We start from the raw sequence: 12,420 nt of genomic DNA, 5'->3' as shown, positions 1-12,420 counted from the left end.
ATAAAAAATTATGTTAACTAAAAAAAGAATAAAACAAACAATGGTATTTTTTATGGCTTCCATTTTAATTGCTTGCGAAGACTTTGTAGAGGTCGACGCACCCGATTATAAAATAATAAGAGAGGATGTCTTTAATAGTGAAGAAACGGCCAGAAGCGCCATGACAGGGATATATAACGAATTATTCCGATCCTCTTTTAGTAACGGGACACAATACAGTGTAACAGTTTTAGGAGCCCTTTCGGGAAACCTACTAATGAACATTAGGGAAACCAATCTCGTCCGAATGGAATTCCAGCAACACGAAATTTCCGCTGAGAACACCTCAAACCTATTTCTTTGGACTAGTGCCTATAATATGATTTATAATACGAATGCCTTTTTAGAAGGATTACAATCGTCAGAAACCATAGGTTCTGAGGTTAAAAATCAGTTACAGGGAGAGGCTAAGTTCGTGAGAGCTTTTACCTACTTTTATTTGGTTAACCTTTATGGTGAAGTTCCACTTGTACTCACCACCGACTATGAGCAAAATCAACTTGCCAGTCGAACTCATTCCGAGGAAATTTATACACAAATTATACTGGATTTAGAAGATGCCATTGAAAACCTAACAGACGAAAACGAAGATATTCGTACTAAAGTTAATAGGTATACTGCCATGGCTTTGCTATCCAGAGTACATCTTTACAACCGGCAGTGGCAAAAGGCTGAAGAGTTGAGCAGCCAAGTTATTTCGAACAACTCCTATATATTACAGGAAGAGTTAAGTGATGTTTTTCTGGCTAATAGCCAAGAAGCTATATGGCAAATATCACCCATAGGAAGCGGAGCAACAACGACACATACCAATGAAGGTAATTTTTTTATCATAGATCCTATTTTTTCATTCTTGGCAAGTGTTCAATTGAATGAAAATTTTATTGCAAATTTCAATGATGATGATCTTCGATTGTCAAACTGGATTAGCTATAATGAAAGCCTTAACGCTTACTTCCCGTTTAAATATAAAATATGGAATAGTAATGAGCAGCCAAGTACAGAGTATTCTATGGTGCTTCGGCTAGCCGAACAGTTCTTAATAAGGGCTGAGTCCAGACTTATGCAAGATGATCACAAGGGTGCAATAGACGATATTAATACAATTCGAAATAGAGCTGGCCTGGCTCCACTTTCCAATACAGATAATCTAGAAACCGAAATACTCCTTGATGAAATAATGGAGCAACGCAAAAAAGAATTTTTTACCGAATGGGGTCATAGATGGTTAGACCTAAAGCGAACAGACAGGTATGAAAATATATGGGACAATAATCCATTTTGGGAAGATACGGACCTGCACTATCCTATTCCAGCAGAGGAAAGAATAAAAAACCCTAACCTAACTCAAAACCCCGGATATTAACTTATGAAATTATTAAAAACATTAGTAGTCTACAGTCTAATATTCTTAAGAGGGCTATCCATGTCTGCGCAAACTACTGATGATAATCCCGAAGATAATTGGACTCTGGATAAAAACATAAAAACAGGTGTTTTGGACAACGGACTTACTTATTTTATAAAACCTGTCAAAAACTCTAACCAGCACGTCAGAATGATTTTTTTAGTAAAAGTCGGTTCCTTAAATCAACAACAGCATGAATTAAATTTTGCTCATCATATTGAACACCTATCCTTTAGACCGAGCGCTAATTTTCCCGGCGGCCTTAAAGGTAATTCTAAAGAACTGAGTCATCTTGATATGCAGCCGCATAATATTTACGGAAGAACGGGCGCAAGGGTTACAAGATATTTTTATAATGTTCCATATGAAAATGAGGAAACTATAAATACCGGTTTACTCTGGTTTAAAGATATTGCTTCAGGTCTGGATCTTTCACAAAAAAGTATAGATAGGGAAAGAGGTGTCTTGTTGCAAGAATATCGAGGTAGTGCCGCTAGTCGTGCTCAAAAATTAGCGTATAACGAGGTTTATAGCAACCTCTTTTCGGAAGTTAACAGTACCAAACCTTTTTCTTTGCATAACAGAAATTTTCCCCATCAGGATTTACAAAAATTTTATAAAAAATGGTATCAACCACAACGAATGGCTGTGGTGATTGTTGGAAATATAGAAAATTCGGAAAAACTAGAAGATAGCATTAAATCCATTTTCCAGGAATTAAAGTCCTTAGAAATTGAAGTAGAACCTGAAAGAAAAGAACGAAATAAACCAAATATTGAAAAAAGTTTCACCAGTGTTTTTCGAAAATCAAATGGCAATTCTAAATATGCTTTTAACACTGTTAACATGTATCTTTTTTATAAGCATAAGGTCGACAAAAAAGAGGACAAAGGCTTAGGTAAACTACAAAGACATATAAAGGGAGAACTTATTACGGAAATACTTAAAACAAGATTTAGCGAAAGTTCTAAGGTAGATAATAAAACTACTATTTCCAGTTCGTACACACCTGTTTGGGATATACCTTCGGATATGCTAACTATAACTATAAATACAGAATTGCAATATGAAGTAGTAGCGTTGGAAAATACTGTAGATATCTTAAGACAATTTATAGAATACGGGGTTACAGAGGAAGAATTTGAAAACGCAAAAAATAATAGTTTAAAAACCATAGAATCCTATAATACTTTGGAAAGTTCATATTGGATAAACGAAATAGAAAATTATTTTGTAAACCACGAAGTGCTCCCGCTCAATAAAAAAGAAATTATTAAAAATTGGTTATCAAAACTTCCTAAGGAAGAAATAAATCATTTAGTAAAGGATATAATAAAACCTTTACCTGATAAAATGGGCTTGATATTTCCTTCAGAAAGCGAATCTCCTTTGTTTTATAAAGAAAAAACCCAGGAAATAATTCAGAAAAAAGCTATGGAAAAGGTGCTTCCATATAAATCTAAATCTGAAATAAAAAGATTAATAAACCAAGACCAAATTGATTCTCTACCAAAGGGGGAAAGATTATACGCCAAATTAGGTAAATTAGATACCGAAGTATATTCTCTAAAAAATGGATCTAAGCTCATTCTAAAACCGTTGAAGAGCGAAAACTCCAATACTTTAACTATTCGAGGATTCTCACCATTTGGGGCGTCTTGTTATCCGAAAGAAGAATATAATAGTACCATGTTTGCTACATCCGTTATTAAAAGCTTAGGAGTCGGATCTTACAAAAACAAGGACTTAAAGAATTTTTATGAAAACACGCAATCAATAAAAATGGGATTTACCCCTTATATATTTAGTAATGAAAGTGGTTTCGAATCTGAAGTATCGATTAAAGAACTAGATAAATTTCTTCAACTTTTATATTTATATTTTACAAAACCTCGTAAAGACCAGGTAGTTTTTGAAAACTGGAAAAAAAGATTTTTACAGGATGCTACACATTTTATAAGCCCCACAAACGACCTGATTGATGCTTTGAAAAAAGTAACAAGAGACTCCACGAGGCTTCCCATAGCCTCAGATTTGGTAAAAGCATCTCAAAGCGTAAATTTGAATATCGCCTATAGAAATTACTTGGATCTATTTGGGAATATGGAAAATTTTACATTTATCGTTACAGGTGATTTTGATAGTAATGAGGTGGTCGCTTCTTTTCAGAAATATATAGGGAATATAGCTTCCACTTCAAAAGTGAATTTCAAGGCGAAAAACAAAGTAATCGGCACGCCTATTGGCCCCAAATATTATGAGCTAAGTACCTCTGACCTGTATCAAACAAAAAACTCCTTTTATGGAATAAGATTTGTTCATAATGTTTCAAACCAAAAAATTTGGCAAGAAGAATTGAAAGTAAGGGTTTTAGGGATGGTGCTTAATAGTTTAATTTATGGTTTAAGGGATAAGGAAGAACTTTCATTATATAGATTCAGTGCCGGCGGCTATTTTGATAGAAGAACACAACGAATTGAAATACAGTTCCGTTTCAGCTGCCTACCAGAACAATTACCTATCATAAGAGAAAAAACAAATAAAATAATTGAAAACTTAAAAAAGGGTAATATTTCGGAGAAAGTATTTGAAAATCAAAAAACCGGAATAAGATCCATTTATACACATCACGCACTCAATCAGCCTTCTTATATTGCGAAGAAGTTGTATCGCTATTACAGATTTGAGGAACCTCCGGTAGCATCAATAATCATAGAAAATTATCTCAAAAACCTTACTTTTGAGGAAATAGTCCGGACAGCTAAAACATATTTAAAACCGGAATTCAGGCACGAAGTAAAAATGGAATAAAGTTTTTCAATATTTATAATTAACCCATTGTAGAACAGCTACAATGGGTTAATATTTCAAATCTACTTAATAATCTTAAAGATTAATCACAGTAGGATCTTGATCAGGCGGACTAAGTTTTTCAGTATTTAGATCCATTTCATCATAAACATTAAAAACAGGCCCTCCTTCTCCAATCTGAACTCGACAGTTCTCTTCGGTTCCTTGACATTCTTGTTCCGGGATCTCCTGCCAATTATTATTACCTAGATAAATAAAATCAGTACTTTGAACATCAGGTTTTGTCTCGGATTTAACGCTTGCAAAGGTTAATCCTATGGCAAAAATGAAGACCAACATCGGTAAAATCACTTTTAAATTTTTCATAATTTGAAGTTTTAATAAATACCTACTCTTTGAAGGATTTTCGGCTTCTCCTACTTTCTGCGCAAAAAGATTTGTCTTTTTTCTTGGGTGTAAATTTCCAGTACATCACTGGAAAAAGAAAGTAGTTTCTATTAAAGGCTACGATCATTTACACTAGTAAATTTCATCAAATAACCTCAAATAAAATGGTCGCTAAAGCCTAAAAGCTATTCTATTATGATGATGAGAAGGAATTTTCTATTCTGTATTGTGAAGGGGTCTTCTCATATTGAAGCCTAAACTTCCTGGAAAAATGAGAGTGATCTTTAAAACCGCATTTTTGGCTAATAATAGAAATCGGTATTTCTGTAGTACGGATTAACAATGCGCCTTTTTCCATTCTTTTTTGCATATGAAACCTGGGGATTGTGGTTCCATACATCTTCTTAAATTCTTTTTTGAGCTTAGTTTTATTAGTACGATGAATAAGTCCCAGTTCTTTAAGGGAAGGCAGCTCCTTATGGAGGTTTTGAAGGATATACAAACGTACTTGCTTAACCAGGGATTTTGTTGCGGCACTTTCTTTTTTTTCTGTTTTCGATAACCTTGCAGTAATGCTTTTTTTCCCATCCTTCCTTTCTTTATTCTTGGAACGAAAAACATTAAGTGCATAAGAAATATCCGAATCAGAGCCTATCATTTTCTGTACAGTGCAAGAAGTTCTATAGAATTTATTATTTTTCATTATAAAATCTACAAAGAGTAAACGCTGATAGTTTTTGTCCCCGTTTAAACGTAGTTCCTCTTTTAACATTTTAAACGAAATATTAGAAAGAACTTCTGATACCGGCCTGCCCCAGTATTCTTTATCCCATTCCAGTATTTGAGGGGTGTCGGAAGTATACGAGCTTATATGATACTCTTTATCTAAAAAAATTACAAAATGTAATTCGGGTTGTTCCATCGACTGCTGGGGGTTAAAACAGGAATCCTCAATTTCCTCAGACATCATGTTCAATAACAATGAAATAGTATCAAAAGGATCTCTACCACCAGATGATTCTTGTCGAAACATAAAATTGCCACAGGCAATCTCGATAATTTGATTGCATAACGAATCAAATCTCATTTTATCCTCCTTACTCATTTGCTTTTTCATAATTATAGTTTTTAGTATGGGTTACTTTTTATAGTCTTGTAGAAACGAAAGTGCCTTGTTCTTATCTGTAAATATCCGGGTAGGATAAGGCGGTTTGCTTGCTTTTACATATAGGCGCGCAACCTTCATGGCAAGCTCATCGTCTACCAGCAGGGCGAGTGCTTTAGTCAAATTACCACCTTCAATCGCCAAATAATCCCTAGCTCGCTTTTGTGCTGTGGTAACGGATCGTAGATCGCAGAATACAGGATAGGAATTTTCGTTTTGAAGTTGTAGGCGTTCACTTACAATCGTCTCAGCCATAGGCCAATCAATCTCATATATCTCTTTATATATAAAATAGAAAATTCCATGGGAAATCCACATTTTCGCGTAAGTACCATCCACCATCATCCCGTAAAAATTTGAATATCACTAATATAAATAAAAAAAATCAATACATCTCAATAGTCCCGTATCCAAGGGTTATAAAGTAAATAAAAGCTACTCTCATAGACTTTAATGGCATTTGAACGAAAAGCCGAATAACTGTTCCGAAAAGCCTTTTTGTTATAACGGTCAGGATTATAATCAATAATTATCATAGCTTAAAAAAGAAAATTTTCACATCAAAAAGTTATGGCGAAGGTTAAACACAATAATTTCTTAGATTCCGTTGATGAAGTCATCACTAATGCTACCAATGCCGGGGTCATTCATTTACGGGCAACAGGCGACGAATTAAATGGAAGGCATATAACTATTAATGGCCAATCGGCATATCATTTTGGGACAACAGGTTACCTGGGACTTGAACAAGATAGACGATTAAAAAATGCCGCAAAAGATGCTATTGAAAAGTATGGCACCCAATTTCCCTTATCTAAAACATATATTTCACATCCGCTCTATGCACCGCTAGAAGAAAAGATTTTCGAAATGTATGGACACCCCATACTTATCACAAAAAATAGTACACTGGGGCATTTAGCCGTAATTTCGACGGCTGTTCGGTACGGTGATGCCGTGATACTGGACCACCAGGTGCACTGGAGTGTTCAAAGTGCGACCGAGGTATTAAAGTCAAAAGGAATAACCGTGCGAATGATCCGACATAGCAATATGGACATGCTGGAACACACTATCAAAGCTTTACAAAATAAAGCCAAAAAAATTTGGTATATGGCAGATGGGGTGTATTCTATGTACGGAGATTTTTCCCCTTTACAAGATTTGATGGTGTTATCAAAAAAATATCCTCAGTTACATCTTTACATCGATGATGTCCACGAAATGAGCTGGAAAGGACCACACGGTACTGGCTATGCGATGTCAGTATTAAAAGAGCTTCCTCCAAATATACTACTGTTTGGTACTTTGAGTAAAACTTTTGGAGCCAGTGGAGCAGTACTAGTTTGTCCTGATAAGAAATTACATCAAAAGATTAAGAATTTTGGAGGTCCGCTTACATTTTCTGCCCAGCTGGAACCAGCCTCTGTGGCTGCCGCAACTGCTTCTGCCAATATCCATTTGTCGCCAGAAATCTATGAGCTACAATCAGAATTAGAACAAAAAATCAATTACTTCAATCATTTAGTGGGGTTAACAGATTTGCCGCTGGTACATATAAACAGCTCCCCGGTATTTTACATTGGCACCGGACGACCTGCCACCGGATATAATTTTGTTAAGAAAATGATCGATGCCGGATTTTTTGTAAACCTTGGATTGTTTCCGGCTGTTCCTGTTAAGAATACCGGGGTTAGGATAACGATTTCCAGGCATAACAAATTGAAGGATATCAAGGCATTGGTGGATGCGATGACCCATTATTTTCCCATGGCAATGGCAGAAACCCATACTGACCTAAGCAAGATTCACAAATCATTTGGAATGCAGCAACCTAAAGAACCTCATACTGCAGCTACACCGGTTGAGGAATTACAACTGGAATATAGCGAAAGTATTCAACAGATAAATAAAACGGAATGGGATACCTGTTTTTCCGGAAAAGGTACATTCGACTGGGACGGTCTTGCATTTTTGGAAAAGGTCTTTACCAACAATCAATTACAGGAGCATAACTGGGGATTTCACTATATCACGATAAAGGATCAAAACGCCAGGATAATTTTGGCTGCCCCGCTTACCAGTGCACTCTTAAAAAATGACATGCTTTCCGAGGTAAATACCTCAAAAGCCATCGAAGAATTGCGGATAGAAGATCCCTATTATATGACCGATGTGGCGCTATCCCTGGGTTCTGTTTTTTCAGAGGGAGCTCATTTATTCTTAAACGATGCTCATCCAAAGCATCTTCAAGCCACAGGATTATTTCTCGAGAAACTTGAGGAAATAAAAACCAAAGTTGGTGCTCAACTTATTATTTTAAGGGATTTTAAAAAAACCAATACGCTGAACACTTTCCTCCATGAGCAAGGTTTTATTTCCATAGCTATGCCCGATGCTTGTGAACTTATCAACCTCCATTGGAAGAGTGAAGAGCAGTATTTGAATACGCTTAGTAAACGATCCAGAAAGCATTTTAGAAAAGAGATTAAAGCTTTTGAAAACTATTTTACCCTATCGATAATTAAAGATCCATCCCCTTCTGAAATTGATCAATTCTATGGATTGTTCCAACAGGTGTGGCGCCATAACTTAGGGATTAACACCTTTATGTTTCCAAAAAAGTTATTTATGGAAATGAGGAAACATCAAAGTTGGGAGTTTTTAGTCCTCACATTGAATGCAAAGGTTGAGCCCTCGAAAAAAGCGATTGGTGTGATGTTTTGCACCCATTCGGGACATACGTATATTCCTAGCTTAGTAGGCATGGATTATGATCAAAACAAGAAATTTAACACCTATCGACAACTCCTATATCAAACTATTAAACGAGCAAACGAGCTTAATTGTACCAAAGTCGATTTAGGATTTAGCGCGAGTTTCGAAAAACGAAAGTTAGGGGCAAAATTAATCCCAAAAGTAGCCTACATTCAGGCCGATGATAACTTTAGTCTTGAAGCCCTGGACTGGCATAGAAAAGATTGAGAACTACCCCTTTGAAGCATATTTTTTCATATTTACTCTTCAAAAAGCCATATTTAAAATAGCACAACAAAGGCATTATTTGTTTTCAAAAAATAACGAAGTTATGCTCACATGTAGCGAACATTTTAAGTGAAAACTAAATTTTTCAATAGCGATTAATTTTTTATGAAATCAGCTCTCTAAAATTCTAAATTAACAATGAAAAATATAGTTCAATCATATCCGCTAGAATGGCTTGATTTATTAATAACAGTCACACTCAATCCTACCAAGACAAAAGTGAGGGCTATAACTAATGAGCAATTTAATAATATTATTAATCGTATTCCTGAAGAAAACATTCGTCTTCAAAAACTTATTAAAACCCATGTATTTTCCACTACGAAAGAGGCAGAAATTGCTTTACTGATCAAACAGTATCATTCATCGCTTATTGCCCTACTTGATCAGACACTCGAAAATCAAAAAGAAGACACCTCTCGAAAGCTTATTTTAAAAAAAGTCTTTAAAGTGCTGCTCTCCAATATAGATGAGTTGCTATCTTTTATTGAAACCCGCTTTTCTACAAATCTTATCCTGGACGAAAGGGTTCCAGAGATGTATCTCTCCGTTACCAAAAAAGAGTTAAAGAAAAAATTAGATAAGCTTAAATCAAATGCCAGTCTGAAGCTTAAAACACATCCCGCATTTGAAATCATTCTTAAAAGATTATATCATTTTATAAATAGCACACAACTTCATTATAAAGTGACGTTTCGTGATATTTTTTATAAAAAAACACTTGTTCAAGGACTTGGAGGACTTGAATATAATAAAGAAGAAGTAGAAGCGTACTCCGCTTTGGATGAATTCCTAATCTATTTAAACTTTAACAGCAAGGCCTATATGAACCTGTTTACGGATCATATCGCCAAACAAATAAACAGACATGATAGTACCATTGAAAAGATGGATACACTACTCTATTATTACAAAGCCTTCAATCAATTACATCGTAAGCCGGAGATGATCCTTAATCCAAAATTCCATGATCTGGAAACCGTTTTGGGGAATTGGTTTACGCAGGAAATTCTTTACCTGGAAAAGAAATTACATCTATCAGTTGTTCCGCTACAAAGCAAAAAGAAAAACCCGATAGACAAGCAAGCAACCGCAAAGGAAAAGCAGAAAGTTCTTTGTATGCTTTCTACCGACCAGATGGGACTTATCCTTCGTGCTTCCGATGAACTTCGAATATTAGTTGCAAAATCCATGAGCCAGGTATTTAAAACTATAGTACCCAATTTATCAACCCCTTATAAAGAAGATCTTTCTTACGATGGCATGCGTAGCAAGTCCTATGTAGCAGAAGAACGTGATAAACAGATAGCTGTGGAAACCCTGGAACGTATTATTAAAAAAATCAAAGAATATTAAAACCACTATACTATGAAAAAGCTATTTCTACTATGCATCGCTATTATTTTAATAGTTGGATGCGATACAAACAGTAAACCTGATAAGGATACCGTCTTAAAAATTATCAAGGATGAACTGAACTATCCACGTACGATTGATTATGAAATATTTTGTAGTGATCCTGCTCATGCTAAAAAGTTGCTGGATTTAAAACTTGATGAGAAAAGAATGGTTACTATTCAGAAAACACAAAAATTAAAAGATATCGGTTCACCGTTAATCTCTTTTACCGAAGCAGCCCAACCGTATCTGATTCAATCTACGGAAAAGCAAAGGAGGCTGGACATTCAAAAAGTAAAGATTGCAGAAGAAACCATAAGCGATATCAAACTCGGAAATAGTTCTGAATCCAATGGAAAAACAACTATCCCGGTGACTTATACCGTAACCTATACCAATATCACTCCATTTTCGGCCTTGATGAAACGTGATCTTTCAAAAACAATAACCCGCTCCGCTACACTACTTTTCATTGACAGAAAGTGGAAATTGATGAAGCCATAAAAATCATTTTTCCATATCATAAACACAAAAGAGAACTTTTTTATAAGGTTCTCTTTTTTTTTTGAAAAATCTCTTCCTGATACACGCTTATTTTACTGAGGTTCCAATGGTTACAAAAAGGTTCCAAGCAAAAGTTGGACTTGTAGCAGCTTGCATTCGTGCGTTTCTTTGTTATCGAAATTAATAGAAAAACCCCGTCACAAGATTGATGGGCTTAATAGTAACGATAAAAAACAGCTTATGTTTAGCCAAATTTCATGGACAGACTACCTGTTGGCGGTCGCCATACTACTAGCTATTTATTATTTGTTTGTTGGGGTACGGTATTTTTCTAGTGACCTTAAAGCCCTGTTAGCAGGCAAACGAAAACTTACCTTAAAGCCATCTGGTTTTCCGCAAAATGAACCTTTGCAAAATGGAGTTTCAAAAGATACTTCGGTAACTACCGATGAGGAGACCGATGACGAATTTGCCGAAGTAGAACACCTGATCGAAAAGATCCAAACGGTCATTACCGATGCGCTTGGTAAACAACTTGTCAAGGAAGAATTTAGGCAGTACCTACGCCTTGTCCTCAAAGAATTTCCCTCCGTAAAAACATCGGGGCTTCGCCCTTCAGTAAATGAACTGATTGTATCCGAGTGTGAAAAACAAGGGATTGTGGCCTTCAATGAAGAAGAAGTGGATGCATTATGGAGTGAAGAACGGCAATAATCCCGGCGGAACGTCTTTTCCTGCCCAACCCCGAGCCGAAGGGCAAAAGTGATTGAAAAAGATGGGCATGTGGCGGCGAAACCGTTCCGCTTTTTATTTCTAAAATTTTTGATTTTAAACTTTAATACATGTGAGTTATGAAAATGTGCAGCAAGAAAACAACAAAGTTTAACCGAAAAAAGGTGATCACCATTTGTGCCGCTATGGCATTATTAGCCATTCAATACAGTGCCTATGCACAGGATGGTATTGAGGGGATTAATGAAGCCAACACCAAAGTACGCAGCTACTTTGCCGCAGGCACCAACCTGATGTATGCCGTTGGAGCTATCCTAGGATTGATCGGAGCGGTCAAGGTGTATCAAAAATGGAACAATGGCGATCAGGACACCGGAAAGGTAGCGGCCGCCTGGTTTGGCAGTTGTATTTTCCTGGTGGTCGTGGCTACCGTGATCCAGTCATTCTTCGGTATCTAAAATTCCTGAAGTATGCAGACACTACTAAAAGAAAAGTTGTGGGCGTTTATCGTCCACAACAATCCTGAATTGATGTTCAATTTGCAGGAAGACTATTTGGTGACCAACTATCTGGATTCAAAAGTAAAGGACATTATGCCTTTGGCGGAACAATTACTTTCTGAAAACCGACCCGGGTATGTTGTGGAAGAATTATGTCTGGAGCAGATGACCGAAGAACTCAAACCTTCCCGTTACCACTACCTCCTTTCCATACTTGAGGAAGAATTTACTGCCGACTATGAGCGGTTACGGGAAAGCGGAACGCTCACCTATGAAGTCGTTAACCTGATTAATTACTGCAAGGACATTTTTGACGGATACGGATTTAATACAGCAAATGAAGAAGACAGGCAGCTAAGGTACACTGTCATCGGACAGGTACACGAATATCTCAATTAACTACTGAGAAGAAAAAAGCCGGTCATCAGGAG

General features: G+C 36.2%; 11 protein-coding genes. 8 read left to right on the top strand and 3 right to left on the bottom strand.

The window, feature by feature from the left end; translation table 11 throughout:
- Positions 1-10 precede the first annotated feature (10 nt).
- Positions 11-1,405 (top strand): RagB/SusD family nutrient uptake outer membrane protein, encoded by a 1,395-nt coding sequence (locus tag IIF7_RS00650; RefSeq protein WP_084839773.1) that lies wholly within the window; start codon positions 11-13, stop codon positions 1,403-1,405.
- Positions 1,406-1,465: 60 nt separating this feature from the next.
- Positions 1,466-4,258 carry a M16 family metallopeptidase gene (locus IIF7_RS00645; protein WP_176218876.1) on the top strand — a complete coding sequence of 931 codons (2,793 nt, stop codon included), beginning with the start codon at positions 1,466-1,468 and terminating at the stop codon, positions 4,256-4,258.
- A 75-nt stretch (positions 4,259-4,333) separates the two neighbouring features.
- Here the strand turns inward: IIF7_RS00645 and IIF7_RS00640 are convergent, their stop codons facing one another.
- The 3 genes from IIF7_RS00640 to IIF7_RS00630 all read right to left on the bottom strand — a co-directional run bounded on the left by IIF7_RS00640 (position 4,334) and on the right by IIF7_RS00630 (position 6,128).
- Positions 4,334-4,624, bottom strand: coding sequence for a DUF6520 family protein (locus IIF7_RS00640; RefSeq protein ID WP_084839771.1), 291 nt, complete (start codon positions 4,622-4,624; stop codon positions 4,334-4,336).
- 214 nt (positions 4,625-4,838) lie between these two features.
- Positions 4,839-5,762, bottom strand: a complete 924-nt coding sequence (locus IIF7_RS00635) for a helix-turn-helix transcriptional regulator (protein WP_084839770.1) — start codon at positions 5,760-5,762, stop codon at positions 4,839-4,841.
- A 21-nt stretch (positions 5,763-5,783) separates the two neighbouring features.
- Entirely contained in the window at positions 5,784-6,128 is a 345-nt protein-coding gene (locus IIF7_RS00630; protein ID WP_449489473.1) for a DUF7793 family protein, read from the bottom strand.
- 252 nt (positions 6,129-6,380) lie between these two features.
- On the opposite strand from IIF7_RS00630, the gene IIF7_RS00625 reads away from it, so the two are divergent.
- The 6 genes from IIF7_RS00625 (at position 6,381) to IIF7_RS00600 (ending at position 12,388) form a co-directional block, all read left to right on the top strand.
- On the top strand, positions 6,381-8,795 hold the full coding sequence (locus IIF7_RS00625) for a bifunctional aminotransferase class I/II-fold pyridoxal phosphate-dependent enzyme/GNAT family N-acetyltransferase (RefSeq protein ID WP_084839769.1): 2,415 nt from the start codon (positions 6,381-6,383) through the stop codon (positions 8,793-8,795).
- A 198-nt stretch (positions 8,796-8,993) separates the two neighbouring features.
- A complete protein-coding gene (locus IIF7_RS00620) occupies positions 8,994-10,211 on the top strand; it encodes a hypothetical protein (RefSeq protein WP_084839768.1) in 1,218 nt (405 codons plus the stop codon).
- Between the two features lie 12 nt (positions 10,212-10,223).
- Positions 10,224-10,757 (top strand): hypothetical protein, encoded by a 534-nt coding sequence (locus IIF7_RS00615; RefSeq protein ID WP_084839767.1) that lies wholly within the window; start codon positions 10,224-10,226, stop codon positions 10,755-10,757.
- Positions 10,758-10,997: 240 nt separating this feature from the next.
- A complete protein-coding gene (locus tag IIF7_RS00610; protein WP_139801244.1) occupies positions 10,998-11,471 on the top strand; it encodes a hypothetical protein in 474 nt (157 codons plus the stop codon).
- Positions 11,472-11,608: 137 nt separating this feature from the next.
- Entirely contained in the window at positions 11,609-11,947 is a 339-nt protein-coding gene (locus IIF7_RS00605) for a DUF4134 domain-containing protein (RefSeq protein WP_084839765.1), read from the top strand.
- A gap of 12 nt (positions 11,948-11,959) precedes the next feature.
- Complete coding sequence (locus IIF7_RS00600) at positions 11,960-12,388, top strand: hypothetical protein (protein ID WP_084839764.1); 429 nt, start codon at positions 11,960-11,962, stop codon at positions 12,386-12,388.
- The last annotated feature ends 32 nt before the right edge of the window (positions 12,389-12,420 follow it).

The sequence above is a fragment of the Zunongwangia atlantica 22II14-10F7 genome (assembly GCF_002094855.1).
Lineage (GTDB): Bacteria > Bacteroidota > Bacteroidia > Flavobacteriales > Flavobacteriaceae > Zunongwangia > Zunongwangia atlantica.
This window is presented reverse-complemented; position numbering and strand designations above follow the sequence as displayed.

Bases quoted from the DNA above. Each gene is read 5' to 3' on its own strand.
- IIF7_RS00650 (WP_084839773.1), top strand. From the start codon at position 11: ATGTTAACTAAAAAAAGAATAAAACAAACAATGGTATTTTTTATGGCT.
- IIF7_RS00645 (WP_176218876.1), top strand. From the start codon at position 1,466: ATGTCTGCGCAAACTACTGATGATAATCCCGAAGATAATTGGACTCTG.
- IIF7_RS00640 (WP_084839771.1), bottom strand. From the start codon at position 4,624: ATGAAAAATTTAAAAGTGATTTTACCGATGTTGGTCTTCATTTTTGCC.
- IIF7_RS00635 (WP_084839770.1), bottom strand. From the start codon at position 5,762: ATGAAAAAGCAAATGAGTAAGGAGGATAAAATGAGATTTGATTCGTTA.
- IIF7_RS00630 (WP_449489473.1), bottom strand. From the start codon at position 6,128: ATGTGGATTTCCCATGGAATTTTCTATTTTATATATAAAGAGATATAT.
- IIF7_RS00625 (WP_084839769.1), top strand. From the start codon at position 6,381: ATGGCGAAGGTTAAACACAATAATTTCTTAGATTCCGTTGATGAAGTC.
- IIF7_RS00620 (WP_084839768.1), top strand. From the start codon at position 8,994: ATGAAAAATATAGTTCAATCATATCCGCTAGAATGGCTTGATTTATTA.
- IIF7_RS00615 (WP_084839767.1), top strand. From the start codon at position 10,224: ATGAAAAAGCTATTTCTACTATGCATCGCTATTATTTTAATAGTTGGA.
- IIF7_RS00610 (WP_139801244.1), top strand. From the start codon at position 10,998: ATGTTTAGCCAAATTTCATGGACAGACTACCTGTTGGCGGTCGCCATA.
- IIF7_RS00605 (WP_084839765.1), top strand. From the start codon at position 11,609: ATGAAAATGTGCAGCAAGAAAACAACAAAGTTTAACCGAAAAAAGGTG.
- IIF7_RS00600 (WP_084839764.1), top strand. From the start codon at position 11,960: ATGCAGACACTACTAAAAGAAAAGTTGTGGGCGTTTATCGTCCACAAC.